Source organism: Streptomyces sp. 7-21, assembly GCF_016741785.1.
In the GTDB taxonomy this organism is placed as follows: domain Bacteria; phylum Actinomycetota; class Actinomycetes; order Streptomycetales; family Streptomycetaceae; genus Streptomyces.
Genome location: NZ_JAERRL010000021.1, coordinates 47333 through 62603, shown reverse-complemented (window position 1 = coordinate 62603; position 15271 = coordinate 47333). Strand labels below are relative to the sequence as shown.

General features: G+C 73.0%; 17 protein-coding genes. 3 read left to right on the top strand and 14 right to left on the bottom strand.

Annotated elements, in window-relative coordinates; genetic code table 11:
• Positions 1-67 precede the first annotated feature (67 nt).
• The 4 genes from JK356_RS20980 to JK356_RS20965 all read right to left on the bottom strand — a co-directional run bounded on the left by JK356_RS20980 (position 68) and on the right by JK356_RS20965 (position 4628).
• On the bottom strand, positions 68-739 hold the full coding sequence (locus tag JK356_RS20980; RefSeq protein WP_201870255.1) for a GntR family transcriptional regulator: 672 nt from the start codon (positions 737-739) through the stop codon (positions 68-70).
• A gap of 223 nt (positions 740-962) precedes the next feature.
• Complete coding sequence (locus JK356_RS20975) at positions 963-2123, bottom strand: right-handed parallel beta-helix repeat-containing protein (RefSeq protein ID WP_201870254.1); 1161 nt, start codon at positions 2121-2123, stop codon at positions 963-965.
• A gap of 310 nt (positions 2124-2433) precedes the next feature.
• Entirely contained in the window at positions 2434-3048 is a 615-nt protein-coding gene (locus JK356_RS20970; RefSeq protein WP_201870253.1) for a TIGR03086 family metal-binding protein, read from the bottom strand.
• 95 nt (positions 3049-3143) lie between these two features.
• Positions 3144-4628, bottom strand: coding sequence for a hypothetical protein (locus JK356_RS20965; protein ID WP_201870252.1), 1485 nt, complete (start codon positions 4626-4628; stop codon positions 3144-3146).
• 233 nt (positions 4629-4861) lie between these two features.
• On the opposite strand from JK356_RS20965, the gene JK356_RS20960 reads away from it, so the two are divergent.
• Both JK356_RS20960 and JK356_RS20955 read left to right on the top strand, forming a co-directional pair.
• The gene (locus tag JK356_RS20960; protein WP_307815818.1) at positions 4862-6718 is read left to right on the top strand and encodes an endonuclease/exonuclease/phosphatase family protein; all 1857 of its coding nucleotides are present in this window, start codon (positions 4862-4864) and stop codon (positions 6716-6718) included.
• A 38-nt stretch (positions 6719-6756) separates the two neighbouring features.
• Positions 6757-7674, top strand: a complete 918-nt coding sequence (locus JK356_RS20955; RefSeq protein ID WP_236671678.1) for a dihydrodipicolinate synthase family protein — start codon at positions 6757-6759, stop codon at positions 7672-7674.
• 20 nt (positions 7675-7694) lie between these two features.
• Here JK356_RS20955 and JK356_RS20950 read toward each other — a convergent pair whose 3' ends face one another.
• The 4 genes from JK356_RS20950 to JK356_RS20935 are packed head-to-tail and all read right to left on the bottom strand — an operon-like array spanning position 7695 to position 10409.
• A complete protein-coding gene (locus tag JK356_RS20950) occupies positions 7695-8486 on the bottom strand; it encodes an EI24 domain-containing protein (RefSeq protein ID WP_201870251.1) in 792 nt (263 codons plus the stop codon).
• 15 nt (positions 8487-8501) lie between these two features.
• Positions 8502-9491, bottom strand: a complete 990-nt coding sequence (gene dapD, locus JK356_RS20945) for a 2,3,4,5-tetrahydropyridine-2,6-dicarboxylate N-succinyltransferase (protein ID WP_201870250.1) — start codon at positions 9489-9491, stop codon at positions 8502-8504.
• A gap of 10 nt (positions 9492-9501) precedes the next feature.
• On the bottom strand, positions 9502-10089 hold the full coding sequence (locus JK356_RS20940) for a TetR/AcrR family transcriptional regulator (protein WP_201870249.1): 588 nt from the start codon (positions 10087-10089) through the stop codon (positions 9502-9504).
• A complete protein-coding gene (locus JK356_RS20935; RefSeq protein ID WP_201870248.1) occupies positions 10089-10409 on the bottom strand; it encodes a multidrug efflux SMR transporter in 321 nt (106 codons plus the stop codon). The genes JK356_RS20940 and JK356_RS20935 overlap by 1 nt, the downstream gene beginning before the upstream one ends.
• Before the next feature lie 147 nt (positions 10410-10556).
• Here JK356_RS20935 and JK356_RS20930 point away from each other — a divergent pair, with 147 nt between their 5' ends.
• Positions 10557-10793 carry a hypothetical protein gene (locus JK356_RS20930; protein WP_201870247.1) on the top strand — a complete coding sequence of 79 codons (237 nt, stop codon included), beginning with the start codon at positions 10557-10559 and terminating at the stop codon, positions 10791-10793.
• 95 nt (positions 10794-10888) lie between these two features.
• Here the strand turns inward: JK356_RS20930 and JK356_RS20925 are convergent, their stop codons facing one another.
• From JK356_RS20925 to sufD, 6 genes are read right to left on the bottom strand one after another with little or no spacing between them, the layout of a single operon-like run.
• Positions 10889-11275, bottom strand: a complete 387-nt coding sequence (locus JK356_RS20925) for a metal-sulfur cluster assembly factor (protein ID WP_201870246.1) — start codon at positions 11273-11275, stop codon at positions 10889-10891.
• The gene (gene sufU / locus JK356_RS20920; protein ID WP_201870245.1) at positions 11218-11682 is read right to left on the bottom strand and encodes a Fe-S cluster assembly sulfur transfer protein SufU; all 465 of its coding nucleotides are present in this window, start codon (positions 11680-11682) and stop codon (positions 11218-11220) included. The genes JK356_RS20925 and sufU overlap by 58 nt, the downstream gene beginning before the upstream one ends.
• A gap of 17 nt (positions 11683-11699) precedes the next feature.
• Positions 11700-12968, bottom strand: a complete 1269-nt coding sequence (locus tag JK356_RS20915; RefSeq protein WP_201870244.1) for a cysteine desulfurase — start codon at positions 12966-12968, stop codon at positions 11700-11702.
• Positions 12965-13729 (bottom strand): Fe-S cluster assembly ATPase SufC, encoded by a 765-nt coding sequence (gene sufC / locus JK356_RS20910; protein ID WP_201870243.1) that lies wholly within the window; start codon positions 13727-13729, stop codon positions 12965-12967. Before sufC ends, JK356_RS20915 begins: the two co-directional genes overlap by 4 nt.
• Before the next feature lie 7 nt (positions 13730-13736).
• Complete coding sequence (locus JK356_RS20905; protein WP_201870242.1) at positions 13737-14078, bottom strand: non-heme iron oxygenase ferredoxin subunit; 342 nt, start codon at positions 14076-14078, stop codon at positions 13737-13739.
• Complete coding sequence (gene sufD / locus JK356_RS20900; RefSeq protein ID WP_201870241.1) at positions 14075-15256, bottom strand: Fe-S cluster assembly protein SufD; 1182 nt, start codon at positions 15254-15256, stop codon at positions 14075-14077. Before sufD ends, JK356_RS20905 begins: the two co-directional genes overlap by 4 nt.
• Positions 15257-15271: the final 15 nt, after the last annotated feature.

Genomic DNA, 15271 nt, shown 5'->3' with positions numbered 1-15271 from the left:
CCATCAAACGGACTCACCAAAATCGCCACCACATCCGCCAGCGCAGACCGCTCCACCACAAACCCACTCATCCCTGCTCCTTCCGGTCGTGCTCGGTCGGGAAAGCCCGGTGTACGAAGCCCTCGATGTGCGCGCGGAGCAGCTGTGCTGCTCCGTCGGCGTCGCCCTCCTCGGCGCGCGCGAGGATCGCGGCGTGCTCGTCGGCCTCGCGTTGCCAGGTGGGCGAGGTCTGCCAGGCGACGGAGGACACCAGGGCGGCCTGGTCGCGCAGGTCGTCGAGCATCCGGGCCAGCAGCGGGTTGCCGCAGGGCTGGTACAGGGCACGGTGGAAGTCCCGGTTCGCCAGCGACCGTTCAGCGGCGTCCTCGGCGGCCGAGGCACGTTCGAGCGCGGCGTGCGCGGGGGCCAGGTCGGCGGCCGCGGCCACGGTCCGGCGCAGGGCCTCCGGCTCCAGCAGCAGCCTCACGTCGTAGACCGAGCGGGCCATGCCGGCGTCCACGGTCCTCACGGAGGCGCCCTTGTAGGCGCTCATCACCACGAGCCCGCGTCCGGCGAGGGTCTTCAGCGCCTCGCGCACCGGCGTCTTGGACACCCCGAAGGCGGCGGCGAGTTCGGTCTCCACCAGCGGCGAACCGGGCGCCAGCTGACCGGTGAGAATGGCGCGTGTCAGGTGCCCCAGGACGTACTGCGTCCGGGAGGGGACGGGCACCGGGGCGGCGCCGGACAAGGGTGCGTTCATGCGTGGGGGCCTTCGCAGTCTGCGCTCGCGTACGGCATCTCGTATATGACATACGGAGTATGAGATGCCCGGGTGCGATGACGGTAAGACCGCTCGAGGGCCCCGTCAACGGTTCGGACAGAAAAAAGTAAGGGCTTTCTACGACGGCTGCGCGCACGCCGAAGCGGCGGCGGGCGCCGCCCGCCGCCGCCAGGCCGTGCCGCGGCCCTGACCGGCCGGGGGATCAGCAGGTGTTGTCCTGGCTGTTCTGCCAGATGATGTTGCTGATCGTGATGTTCTCGCCGCACGGGTTCTCGGTGATGGCCGAGTTGATCACCGTGAGGTTCGACAGGGTGATGTCCCGGTTGTTGGCGAACTCGTCGCGCGCGGCCAGGCGGATCTCGCCGCCGCCCGAAACGGTGCCGCTGCTGGCCGCGATCGTCACGTTGTAGCAGTTCTCGATGAGGATCGCGTTGTTGCCGGTGTCGGCGAGGTCCACCCGGTCGATGACGGCACCGCCGCTCTCCGAGACGCAGAAGACGCCGCGGCCGCCGCCGCGGGCGATGACCTCTCCGACGTGGATGTTGGCCGGGTAGCCGTCGTTGATCCGGCCGTTGCGGTTGGCCATGCGGAACGCGGCGTAGCCGGTGCCGGTGCCGGCGTCCGTGGCGTTGACCGTGCCGATGTCGGCGTTGATCGTGTCGTTCAGCAGCAGCCCGGACTCGCCGACGCTGGTGGCGGTGATGGTGCCCGCGGTGAAGCCGTCCACGCCGTAGGTCTCCACCGCGTGGCTGCCCGCGCCCGAGATGGTGGCGCTGTCGATGCTGACGTTGGTGGTGCGCTGGCTGCGGTCGCCGTGGTTGTCGATCCGGATGCCGAGGCCGCCGGAAAGCTCCATCGTGATCTGGCCGAGGCTTACGTGGTGGGCGTTCTGGACGAAGATCCCGAAGTACGGTGCCCCGGTCATGTTCTCCAGGTACGGCACCGCGACGTTCTCGGCGTTCCGGATCCGGATCGGCGCCTGCCCGGCCGACATCGACCCGGTGACCTCAAGGGTCCCGCAGACCTCCAGCGAGGTGTAGCTGGGCAGGTCGAGGGACTGCTCGGCGGGCACGCTGCCGGAGCCCCTGACGACGACGGACTCCATGCTGGTGCGGTTGGGCGTCAGGCTGCCGACGGCGGCGCGCATCGCCTCCAGCAGGGAGTCACCGCTGTAGCCGGGGGCGGTCCAGGTGCCGCCGTTCTGCACGACCTCGGCGTCGTAACTGCCGTCGCCGCAGGCGAGGGTGCCGACGTCGCCCGCCACCGGGCCGGGCGGGACACCCTGCGGCTTCTCTTGCGCGGCGGTGGCCGGGGCGGTCAGCGCGGCGGCGGTGGCGAGCACCACGACTCCGGTGAGCAGCATGGCGGGCCGGCGTTTCCAGATGGGCGTTGCGGCTCTGGTTCCCATCGCTGAACTCCTGTGGTGTGGGGTTGGTGCGAGCGCTCAGCCGTGCCGCCGCAGACGCAGGGTGAATCGATTCAGCATGACGGGCGAAGCGCGTCTGCCGCACGGCACCCGCCACGGCAAGGTAGTCATGCACACGTCAATACGACGGGTAAGCGCTTGCGGACGCGCTGAGTATCCCAACGGCCGTTAGGGGCGTCAACCGCCAAGGACACCATGCCTGTTCGGCGCCGGGCGCCCCGCGAGCCGCCCGGCGCCGGGCACGCCGCTACGGCCTCCAGCCCGGATCGCGGCCGCTCATCCCCAGCGCCCGGTCCAGCAGGGGGGCGTCCTCAAGAACCGCCACCACCGGGCCGAAGCCACTGCCCTCGCGGGAGGCGTCGTCCGCGTCCTGTGACATCAGCGCCAGGGAGGCCCGCGCCGTGGCGTCGTAGCAGGGGTACGCCTGGCCCGTAGCCCGCGCCAGGTCCCAGCCGTGGAGGAAGAGTTCGTTGAGCGCCACCAGGCCCGCGACCTCCCCGGGCATGGTCACCCCGCCCGCCCGTGTCGTCCCCTCCCAGGCGGCCGGGTCACGCCAGGCGGCGGCGACCTCCGCCAGGCGGCCGCGCAGCCGCCCGCGCCAGTCGCCCGCCAGCGAGGGCACAGGGGCGGCCGGGTCGTCGGGGCTGAGGTCAGTGCCCGGCCCCCGCTCCTTGCGGGCGGCGTCGCGGAACGCCACTGTCAGGCCCAGCAGGTGCGCCACCAGGTCCCGCACCCGGTACTCCTCGCACGGAGTACGGGCGTCGAGCTGGGACTCGGTCACGCCGTCGAGCAGCGCACTCAGGCCGCGGGCGGCGGGCGTCAGGTCGGGCCGGGCCGGGGTCTCGCTGGAGAAAGCAGTCATACCCTGCACGACTCGCCGCCCGGCGGGAACTCATCGGTGGCGGCGGGGGCTCCGTGCCCCCTTGTGCCGCTGCCCCGTCCCCCGCTCCCCGCGCCTCAGCCCTGGGAGCGGGCCTTGAACGCCGCCTTCCGGGCCTCCTTCGCGACCTGGCGGTCGGGGTGGAGCCGGCCAATGGCCTCCAGCACGGCGGATGTGGCCGGGTGGTCCGAGCGCCACGCCCGTTCCAGGAAGCCGCTGTGCTGGCTGGTCAGGCCGGTCAGCAGCTCACGCAGCTCGTCGTCGTCCCGGTCCCTGCCCGCGTTCAGCTGGGCGGCAATCGTGTCGATCGTCAGCCAGAAGACGGTGTCCTCACTCGGCGCCGGCACGTTGCGCGCCCCGCGCTCGGCCAGCCACACGCGGGCCAGGCCGCCGAGTTCCCGGTCCGCCAGCACCTCGCGGACGGCCGGCTCGGCCCGCTCATCAAGCAGTGACAGCGCGAGCTGGCAGCCGAGCCGCCTCCCCGGCGCCGCCTCGTCCGTGCCGCGCGCGGCGTCCAGCAGCCGGCGCGCCGCCGCGAGCGGGTCCTGCCCCTCAAGCCAGAGTCCGGCTTCCTCCCGGGCGGTGCTTTCGGGCTGGCCGAGCAGCGCGGTGAGCAGCTCGCAAGGCTCGGCGTGACGCAGGTCGCCCACCAGGGGCGCCTCGATGCCGGATTCCCGCATCCGCTCGCGCACGCCGTAGCGGCCCAGCGCGGTCAGGCGCACCCGCCCGAAGGCACCGAGCGCGTCGTCGTCCGCGGGCAGGACGTCCGCGCCGCCGTCCAGCGCCCCGTCCCCGGGCTCGTAGGCGACCAGGCCGGTGCCGGCCAGTACCTGGAACTGCTCGTCCAGCAGGGCCGACAGGGCGGCCACCTCGTCGACGTCGTGCTCGGTGAGCTGCTCGGGCCCCTCGGGCACCAGCACGGCCGTGGCCAGCACCGGCAGCGGGACGCTGCCGCCCGCGGCGATCTCCTCGTGGGAGGCGGTGAAGAAGTACAGGGTGCCGAGCGCGGAGTCCAGCAGGGAGAGCGCCTCGGCGGCGTCGCCCCGCTCCCAGGACAGCCCGCCGTCGCCGGCGAACTCGTCCGGCTCCCCGTCGCCGGGGTCGCCGGGCTCCGCCGTCTCGTCCAGCGCGGCCGCCGCCGCGTCGGCGAGTACGCCGTCGAGTCCCTCGCGCCACGCGGCCAGCACGTCGGCCGGCTTGCCCTCCTCCAGCCGGGCCAGGGCCTCGCCGGGCGAGGCGGTCTCGTCCCCGGTCTCCCCCGCCGCGTCCGGTATGTCGATCAGTCCCGCGTTGACGGCGAAACACCAGGCGTCGACCACCTCGGGGCTGGCGGTGTCCGCCTCCGGGCCGCCGGGGCCGGACGCCAGCCCCAGCCGGGCGGCCGCCTCGCGCACCCGGCCGCCGGACGGCAGGCCGTCGGCGGCCACCGGAACGCCGGGGCCGATCCAGCGGGCGAGGGCCAGGGCATGGCCGAGGAGCGGTGCGGCGAGCGCCTCGCGGGCCAGCTCGTCCTCGGCGGGAAGGCGCACGGGCGGCAGGGCGGGGCGGTCCTCGGCGGGCATCTGATGGCGCTCCTCGGCTGGAAGAAACGGGGCTCCGCGTGGTGCGCGGGGCCGGGTGGCCCAGCCTAGTTGACCCAGCTGACGGCCCGTCGGCCGCCCGGGAGGACGGGGGCCGTCGCCGGAAAGCCGGCTGCCGGCGGCCGACGAGGGCGTTGACAGGCGCCGGACAATCCGAAAGGTTGACGCGCGTAGCGATCTGCCGCTTCCCCGCCCGCTCACTTCCGGAGGAACCTGTGAGACTGACGGCCCGTTCCCGCCCCGCGGGCGCCGTGCTGACCGGTGTGCTCGCCGCCGGCCTGGCCTGTGCCCTGCTGCCCCCGTCGCCGGCCGCCGCCGGGGACGGGGCCGGCCCGGGTGCCGGCGCCGTGCGCATCCACGACATCCAGGGCCACACCCGTATATCACCGCTCGCGGGGCAGCGCGTCAGCGGCGTCACGGGCATCGTCACGGGCGTGCGGGACTACGGCGCGCGCGGCTTCTGGATGCAGGACCCGGTGGGCGACGGCGACCGGCGGACCAGCGAGGGCCTGTTCGTGTACACCGGGTCGGCGCCGGGCGTGGAGCCGGGCGACGAGGTGAGCGTCGCGGGCACCGTCACCGAGTACTACGACGGCGGCGAGGAGGCGGGCGGCCAGTCGGTCACGCAGCTGTCCTCGCCCGCGGTGACCGTCCTGTCCACGGGCAACCCGCTGCCCGAGCCGGTGATGCTGACGGCGGACGCGGTGCCCGATGCGTACGCGCCGCCGGGCGATCCGGCGCGCGGCGGCTCGATCGAGGACCGCACGCTGCGCCCCGGCGTCTGGGCACTCGACCTGTACGAGTCGCTGGAGGGCATGAACACCGCGGTCGCCGATGCCCGCGTGGTCGGTCCCAGCACCGAGTACCACGAGCTGTGGGTGACCGTGGACCCGGACGAGAACCCGTCGGCGCGCGGCGGCACGGTGTACGGCTCCTACCACTCCCCCAATCCGGCGCGGCTGAAGATCGAGTCGCTGACGCCGGTAGCCGAACACCCGTTTCCGGTGGCGAACGTGGGCGACGTGCTGACCGGCGTCACATCCGGGCCGCTGGACTACGACGGCTTCGGAGGCTATCTGCTCGCGGCCCGCGAGCTGGGCGAGGTGACCGCCGGGGGCCTGGCGCCCGAGGCGACCCGGCCGCAGCGCCGCGACGAACTGGCCGTCGCCACTTACAACGTGGAGAACCTTCACCCGGGCGACGACCCGGAGAAGTTCGCGCGGCTGGCCGCCGGGGTGGTGGACCACCTTGCGTCGCCCGACATCGTCGCCCTGGAGGAGATCCAGGACAACAGCGGCCCCGAGGACGACGGCACCGTCGCCGCCGGCGAGACGCTGCGCCTGCTCACCGAGGCCATCGCCGCGGCGGGCGGCCCCCGGTACGAGTGGCGCGTCATCGACCCGGTCGACGGCCAGGACGGCGGCCAGCCCGGCGGCAACATCCGCAACGCCTTCCTGTTCAACCCCGCCCGGGTCTCGTTCACCGACCGGCCCGGCGGCGACGCCACCACTGCCACCGAGGTCGAGCGCCGGCACGGCCGCGCGGCGCTGAGCGTCTCCCCCGGCCGGGTCGCGCCCGGCGACGAGGCGTGGCGGGACAGCCGCAAGCCGCTGGCGGGCGAGTTCACCTTCCGCGGCGAGACCGTCTTCGTGATCGCCGTCCACTTCGCCTCCAAGGGCGGGGACGAGCCGCTGTACGGGCGCCACCAGCCGCCGGCCCGCCCCAGCGAGGAGCAGCGGCTGGCGCAGGCCGAGGCGGTGCGCGGCTTCGTCGGGGAGATCCTGCGGGCCCAGCGCGACGCGGACGTCGTCGTGCTCGGCGATGTCAATGACTTCGAGTTCTCGGCCACCACGCGGGCGCTGACGGCGGGCGGCGCGCTGCGCCCGGCCGCGTACGCGCTGCCGGCCGACGAGCGCTACACCTACGTGTTCGAGGGCAATTCCCAGGTGCTCGACCAGACCCTGGTGTCGCCGTCGATCCGCCGCTTCGACTACGACATCGTGCACGTGAACGCCGAGTTCGCCGGCCAGGCCAGCGACCACGACCCGCAGGTGCTGCGCTTCACGCCCTGACCGTCCGCCAGGCGGGCCAGGCTGGGAGACTGCCGGACATGAGCAGCGACCCGGACATGCCCCTCGGCCGCCACGCGGCCGCGATGATCACTCCGTTCACCGCGAGCGGCGCCCTCGACACCGAGGGCGCTCAGCGGCTCGCCGCGCACCTGACGCGGCGGGGCGGCTGCGACGCGCTGGTGGTGAACGGCGCGGCGGGCGAGTCGCCGACGACGACGGACGCGGAGAAGACGGCGCTGGTCCGCGCCGTCGTCCAGGCCGTGGGCGACCGCGCGACGGTGGTGGCGGGCGTCGGCGGCAGCGATACCCGGCACGCGGTGGCGCTGGCGCGCGCGGCGCGCGTGACCGGCGCGCGAGGGCTGCTGGTGGCGCCGCCGAGCTGCCCGCACCTCGGCCAGGAGGAGGTCGTCCGCCATCTGCACACGGTCGCCGACGCCACGGACCTGCCGGTGCTGGTGCGTGACGTCGCCCACCGCGCCGGCAGCGGGCCGGCGCTGACGGCCGGTTCGCTGCGGCGGCTGGCCGCGCACCCGCGCGTCGCCGGCGTCGAGGGCGCCGCCGGTGACCCGCTCACGACCGGGCTGGTCCTGGCCGGCACGGACCTGGCCTGCTACTCGGGCGCCGACGAGCTGAACCTGCCGCTGTTCGCCCTGGGCGCGCGGGGATACGTCTCCACGGTGGCCAACGTGGCGGGCCCGCAGGTGCGGGCGGTGCTTGACGCGTTCGAGGCGGGCGACCACGCCCGGGCCGCCCGGCTGCACGGCGCACTGCTGCCGCTGGTCGAGGCGATGACGGGCGTGCCCGGCGCGGTCGCGGTCAAGGCGCTGTTCCGCGCGGCCGGCCTGCCGGGCGGCCCGGTGCGCGGCCCGCTGCGCGACGGGGACGCGGCGCTGACCGAGCGGCTGGCCGGGGCGCTGCGCCGGGCCGTGACCGGGTGCGCCGAAGCGGGCGCGTAGCACGCCGGGCAGGCTCCCGGCTACGGGGCGGCGGCCGGCGCCTGCGGAGGCGCGGCGTCGCGGCCGGTGCTCGCGTGGTCCGTCAGGTGCCGGGCGAGCATCGTGGCGCCGGCGACCGCCCCCGGCATCAGCACCACGGCTCCCAGCGGCAGCATGAACAGCAGCACCAGCGGCACGCCGAAGCCGAGGGCGGCCCCGAGGTGGCGGCGCAGCAGCCGCAGCCGTTCCCGCACGGCAACGCCCCGTCGTTCCATGGCGAACGACGTCAGCTCGGCCGCCAGGAAGAACCCGGAGACGGCGGCTCCCAGCACCGGGATGACGGTCTGGCCGAGCACCGGCACGAAGCCGAGCACGAACAGCGGCACCGTCACCAGCGCCATCCGCAGCAGCAGGGAGCAGCTGTCGCGCAGGGAGTGCCATAGCTGCCGCCACAGCGGCAGCTGCGGCGGGCCGCCCGGCACGCCCCCTTCGGAGTCGTCGACGCGCTCGGAGAGCGTTTCGTAGAAGGGGTCGCCGATCAGCAGCGTGACCGCGGTGAACGTGACCGCCGCCAGTGCCAGGCCGCCGCCGGTCAGGGCGAGGGCAACCACGGTGCGCAGCAGCGTGCGCCAGGTCTCGTCCCAGTTGTCGGCGAACGGCGTCGCCCAGGCGGCGAGGTCACCGGCGTTGAGCAGCAGGGCGACGAGCGCCCCCGCGTAGATCACGAGCGTGATCAGCGCGGGGAGCAGCCCGAACCCCAGCCAGCGCCGTCTGCGCAGGACCCACAGCTGTCCGCGTCCCAGGAGGGCGAGCCCGGTCGCTATGCCGTGCACGGGCGCGGCGTCCTCTCAGTTGTGGCTGTGCAGCTCGGCGTTGAGCCCGCCCCAGGAGCCGGTGCGGGGCAGCGCCTCGACCACGCCCGTGGTGGAGTTGCGGCGGTACAGCAGGTTGTCGGCGCCGGACAGCTCCAGGGCCTTGACGACCTTGCCGTCGGGCAGCGTGACCCGGGTGCCCGCCGTGACGTAGAGCCCGGCCTCGACGACGCAGTCGTCGCCGAGCGAGATGCCGATGCCGGCCTGGGCGCCCAGCAGGCAGCGCTCCCCGATGGAGATGGTTTCCTTCCCGCCGCCGGAGAGCGTGCCCATGATGGAGGCGCCGCCCCCGATGTCCGAGCCGTCGCCGACGACGACGCCCGCGCTGATGCGGCCCTCGACCATCGAGATGCCGAGGGTGCCCGCGTTGTAGTTGCAGAAGCCCTCGTGCATCACGGTGGTGCCGGTCGCCAGGTGGGCGCCGAGCCGCACGCGGTCGGCGTCGGCGATCCGCACCCCGGAGGGGACCACGTAGTCGGTCATGCGGGGGAACTTGTCCACGCTCGTCACCGCGAACGGGAGGCCCTCGGCGCGCGCAGCCAGCCGGGCCCGCCCGACGTTCTCCGGCGTGACCGGGCCCAGGCTCGTCCAGGCGACGTTCGCCAGCAGGCCGAAAACGCCCTCCAGGTTGAGCCCGTGCGGGCGGACGAGACGGTGGCTGAGCAGGTGAAGCCGCAGGTAGACGTCGTGGGCGTCCTGGGGCTTGTCGTCCAGCGACGCGATGACCGTGCGGACCGCCACGACCTCGACGCCGCGGCGGGGATCGGGCCCCAGCGCGCGGGAGGCGTCCGGTCCGAGCAGCTCGGCGGCGCGCTCCGGGGACAGCCGCTCGGTGCCCGCCGGGCCCGGGTCCTCGGTGAGTTCCGGGGCCGGGTACCAGGTGTCGAGCACGGTCCCGTCGTCGGTCACGGTGGCCAGCCCGGCGGCGACCGCGCCGGAGTGCGAGGTGGTGGGTGCGTCGGTCATGCCCCAGACGCTAACCCGTCCGGCCGCCGCCGTGCGAACTGGCTCCCCCGCCGGGCAGCACCCGCGCGAAAGCGGCGCTGACCTGCTCCGCGTCGAAGGGCGCGCCGGTCACCAGCAGCTGGAGCGTGAGCCCGTCGGCGAGGGCGACGACGGCGCGGGCGGTGGCCTCGTCGGAAAGGCGGCGGCGGATCAGCTCCGCCGTCTCGGCGTACCAGCGGGCGGCCACCGGGCGCACCGCCGGATGACGGAGGGCGGCGACGTACAGCTCGTACTCCAGCTGGGTCCGCTCGCGGCCGGGGCCGACGCACTCACCGACGAAGCGCGCCAGCTCTTCGGCCGGCGGGCGGGCCGGGTCCATGCCGTCCAGCCAGCGCTCCAGGCGCTCCCGCCACCGGCCGGTGACCCGCTCCAGCGCGGCGACCAGCAGCTCGTCGCGCCCGGAGAAGTGGTAGGTCGTCGAGCCCAGCGGCACGCCGGCCTCGGCGGCGACGGCCCGGTGGGTGAGGCCGGCGACGCCGCGCTCGGCGACGACGCGCACGGCCGCCTCGGTGAGCCGCTCGCGGCGGTCGGGGTCGTAGCGGCGGGTGCGGCCGGCCATCAGTGGGCACCGCTGAGGTTGAGGACGACGACGCCGGCGATGACGAGCAGCACGCCCAGGATCTTCGCGGCGGAGGCGGTCTCCCCCATGACCGCCATGCCCAGGGCGGCGATGAGCGCCGTGCCGGCCCCGGACCAGATGGCGTAGGCCGTACCGACCTCCATGTCCTTCAGCGTCCGCGCCAGCATCGCGAAGGCGATCAGGTAGCCGGCGACGGTGCCCAGCGAGGGCCACAGCCTGCTGAACCCGTCGCTGTACTTCATGCACGTGGTGCCGCCGATCTCGGCGAGTATCGCGGCGGCGAGGGTCAGATTGGCCATGTGGACGAGCGTACACAACGTTATGGACTACCGTCCATAACACGGCGCTGGCGGAGTGACCCGCCCGCGCGCCGACGAGTGGCCTCCCGCCGCGGTCCCGCATCCTTGCGGCGTTGGACGGCAGCCCAGCTCAGGGAGTGAGAAGCGATGGCACAGTGCGAGGTCTGCGGCAACGACTACCGGATGTCGTTCGAGGTGCACGCCGCCGGCAGCGTGCACGTCTTCGACAGCCTCGAATGCGCGGCCCAGAAGATGGCACCCGTCTGCGAGAACTGCGGCTGCCGCATCCTCGGGCACGGCATGGAGACGGAGCAGGGCCGCTTCTACTGCTGCGGCCACTGCGCCCGCGCCCAGGGCCACGCCGCGCTCGTCGACCACGCCTGACCCCGCGCCGCGGAACCCCCGCAACGACACGGCGGTGCCCCGATCCCCGTGCGGCACAGGGACCGGGGCACCGCCGCGCGCCGGCCGGATGTGGGTCAGACGTTGAAGCCGAGCGCCCGCAGCTGCTCGCGCCCCTCGTCAGTGATCTTGTCGGGACCCCACGGCGGCATCCAGACCCAGTTGATCCGCAGGTCCTTCACCAGGCCCTCGGTCGCCGTCCTGGCCTGGTCCTCGATGACGTCCGTCAGCGGACAGGCCGCCGACGTCAGCGTCATGTCCAGCGTGGCGACGTTGTCCTCGTCCACGTGGATGCCGTAGATCAGCCCGAGGTTCACGACGTCGATGCCCAGCTCCGGGTCGACGACGTCCATCATCGCCTCCCGGATCTCCTCCTCGCTGGCGGGCGTGGTGGTCGTGGTCTCGCTCACAGCGCCTCCTTCCGGGCAGCGCCGCCCAGAGCCTGGGCGGTGGCGTCCTTCCATGCCATCCAGCTCAGCAGGGCACACTTCACACGCGCCGGGTACTTCGACACGCCGGCGAAGGCCACCGCGTCCTGCAGCACCTCCTCCATGGCGTCGTCCGGAGTGAGCTGCCCCTTGGACTGCATCAGCTCCAGGAACGTCTCCTGGATCTTGCGCGCTTCGGCGAGATCCTTGCCCACGAGCAGTTCGTTCAGCACCGAGGCGGCGGCCTGGCTGATGGAGCAGCCCTGCGTCTCGTAGCTGATGTCGGCGATGGTCTCCCCGTCGTACCGCACGCGCAGCGTGATCTCGTCACCGCACGTCGGATTGACGTGGTGCACCTCGGCGTCACCCTCGCGCAAGCCACGCCCGTGCGGGTTCTTGTAGTGGTCCAGGATCACGTCCTGGTACATGGTCTCTAGCTGCACGTCGCTGGACCGCCCCTTCAGCCGAAGAAGTTCCGTACGTACTCCAGGCCCTCCGCCAGCGCGTCCACCTCGGCCGGAGTGGAGTACAGGTAGAACGACGCCCTCGTCGTCGCGGGAATTCCGTACCGCAGGCACACCGGCCGCGCGCAGTGGTGCCCCACCCGCACGGCGATGCCCTGCTCGTCGAGGACCTGACCGACATCGTGCGGGTGGATGTCGCCCAGCGTGAAGGAGATCGTCGCACCGCGGTCCTCAGCCGAGGCCGGCCCGATGATCCGCAGGCCCGGCACCTCGGCCAGCCGCCGCAGCGCGTACTCGGTCATGGCCCGCTCGTGCGCGGCGACGCGCTCCATGCCGATCGAGCTGAGGTAGTCCACGGCCGCGCCGAGCCCGACCGCCTGCGCGATCGGGGGCGTCCCCGCCTCGAACTTGTGCGGCGCCGGCGCGTACGTCGAGGAGTGCATCGTGACCGTCTCGATCATCTCGCCGCCGCCGAGGAAGGGCGGCAGGTCCTCCAGCAGCTCCTGCCGCCCCCACAGCACGCCGATGCCGGTCGGGCCGCACATCTTGTGGCCGGTGAACGCGACGAAGTCCGCCTGCAGCGCCTGCACGTCCAGCGGCATGTGCGGGGCGGCCTGCGAGGCGTCGATGACGACCAGCGCGCCCACCTGCTGGGCGCGCCGCACGATCTGCTCGACCGGGTTGTGCGTGCCCAGGACGTTGGAGACCAGCACAAACGAGACGACCTTGGTCCGCTCCGTGATGACCTCGTCGAGGTTCGACAGGTCCAGGCGGCCTTCGTCCGTCAGGCCGAACCACTTCAGCTTCGCGCCGGTCCGCTGCGCCAGGAACTGCCACGGCACGATGTTGGAGTGGTGCTCCATCTCCGTGATGACGATCTCGGTCGAGTCGTCCACCCGGTAGGGCTCGTCGGCCCAGCCGAGCATGTTGGCCACCAGGTTGAGCGACTCCGAGGCGTTCTTGGTGAAGACCACCTCGTCGCGGCTGGGCGCGTTGATGAACGCCGCGACCTTGTCGCGGGCGCCCTCGTACAGCGCCGTGGCTTCCTCCGCCAGCACGTGAACCCCGCGGTGGACGTTCGCGTGGTGGCGCTCGTAGTAGTCGCTCAGCGCGTCGAGCACCTGCCGCGGCTTCTGGGAGCTGGCCGCGTTGTCCAGGTAGACCAGCTTCTTCCCTTCGTGCACAGTGCGGTCGAGGACCGGGAAGTCCTTGCGGATCGCCTCGGCGTCCAGCGGACTGTGAGGCGCCGCGGCGGCAGAGGTCATGACGTGGCGCCCCCCTTGGTGTACTGCTCGTAGCCCTCGGCCTCCAGCTTGTCGGCCAGCTCGGCACCGCCGGACTCGACGATGCGGCCGCCCGCGAAGACGTGGACGTAGTCCGGGGTGATGTACCGCAGGATGCGGGTGTAGTGGGTGATCAGCAGGGTGCCCGCCTCGCCCGCGGCGCGGACGCGGTTGACGCCCTCGGAGACGATGCGCAGCGCGTCGATGTCCAGCCCGGAGTCGGTCTCGTCCAGGATGGCGATCTTCGGCTTCAGCAGCTCCAGCTGGAGGATCTCGTGGCGCTTCTTCTCACCACCGGAGAAGCCCTCGTTGACGTTGCGCTCGGCGAAGGACGGGTCCATGTCGAGGCGCTCCATGGCCTCCTTGACCTCCTTCACCCAGGTGCGCAGCTTGGGCGCCTCACCGCGGACGGCGGTCGCGGAGGTGCGCAGGAAGTTGGAGACGGAGACGCCGGGCACCTCGACCGGGTACTGCATGGCGAGGAAGACGCCGGCGCGGGCGCGCTCGTCGACGCTCATCTCGAGGACGTCCTCGCCGTCGAGCGTGACGGTGCCGCCGGTGACGGTGTACTTGGGGTGCCCGGCCAGCGAGTAAGCCAGGGTTGACTTGCCGGAGCCGTTCGGGCCCATGATGGCGTGCGTCTCGCCCTGCTTCACGGTCAGGTCGACCCCACGCAGGATCTCGGTGGGGCCGGACTCGCCCTCGACGGAGACGTGCAGGTCGTGGATCTCAAGCGTTGCCATGGTGCCTTCAGGACTCCTGAGTGACGGAGACGAGCACGGCCGCGCCGGGACCGTCTCCTTCGATCTTGACGGGGTAGACGGGGATGGGGCGTGTGGCGGGCAGGCCCGAGGGCTTGCCCGTGCGCAGGTCGAAGGTGGAGCCGTGGAGCCAGCACTCGATCTGGCAGTCCTCCACCTCGCCCTCGGAGAGCGAGACGTTCGCGTGCGAGCAGGTGTCGCTGACCGCGTAGACCTCGCCCTCGGTACGGACGACGGCCACCGGGGTGCCGTCCACCTCGACGCGCTTGGGCGTGTCCTCCTCCAGCTCGCCGAGGGTGCAGACCTGCTGGAACGACGCGGATCCGGTCATGCGATGGACGCCTCCAGTTCGGCGTCGAGCTTCGCCAGCAGCCGCTCCTCGACGTCCGGCACGCCGATCTGCTGGACCAGCTCGGCGAAGAAGCCCCGCACCACCAGGCGGCGGGCCTCCTCGGCGGGAACACCGCGCGACATCAGGTAGAACAGCTGCTCGTCCTCGAAGCGGCCGGTGGCCGAGGCGTGCCCGGCGCCGGCGATCTCGCCGGTCTCGATCTCCAGGTTGGGGACCGAGTCCACCCGCGCGCCGTCGGTGAGGACCAGGTTGCGGTTCAGCTCGTAGGTGTCGGTACCGGTGGCGGCCGACCGGATCAGCACATCGCCGATCCACACCGCGTGCGCCGACTCGCCCTGGAGCGCGCCCTTGTAGGCCACGTTGCTCCGGCAGTTGGGCGTCGCGTGGTCCACGAACAGCCGGTGCTCGTGGTGCTGGCCGTTGTCCGTGAAGTACAGGCCGTACAGCTCCGCCTCGCCGCCCGGCCCGGTGTAGCTGACGCGGGGGTGGAGGCGGACGACGTCGCCGCCGAAGGTGACGACGACCGACTTGAACGTGGCGTCCCGGCCCACCAGCGCGTTGTGCTGGGAGCAGTGGACGGCGGTGTTGTCCCAGTCCTGCACGGACACGACGGTCAGCTTGGCGCCGTCGCCGACCTGGAACTCGACGTTGGCGGCGCGCACGGCGTCGCCGGTGTGGTCGAGCACGAGGACGGCCTCAGCGAAGTCCCCGATGGAGAAGACGGTGTGGCCGTAGGTGACGCTGCCCTCGCCGTGCAGACTGAACCGCACGGGCTCGGTGAGGACGGCGTTCTTCGGCACGGTGACGACCGTGGCCTTCTCGAACGAGGTGAACGCCTGCGCGGCGATGCGGTCGACGGGCTTCCCCGCCCGGCCGATGCGGGGATCGTCGCGGCCGACGGTCTCCATGGTGACGCCCTCGGGCGCGGAGAACTCGACCTTCAGGGCGCCGGAGGCGGCGGCGGAGCCGTCGTGCAGTCCCCGCAGCCGTTCCAGCGGGGTGAAGCGCCACTCCTCCTCGCGGCCGTGGGGCACGGGGAAGTCCGCCACATCGAAGGACGGCGGCGCGCTCATCCGCGTCGCGACGGTGGACTCGGCGGCCACGGCGACCGCGCCGCCCGCGGATGAGCCGGCCGGCATGCTCTGTGCCTCAGCCATGGGTCTCGTCGTGCT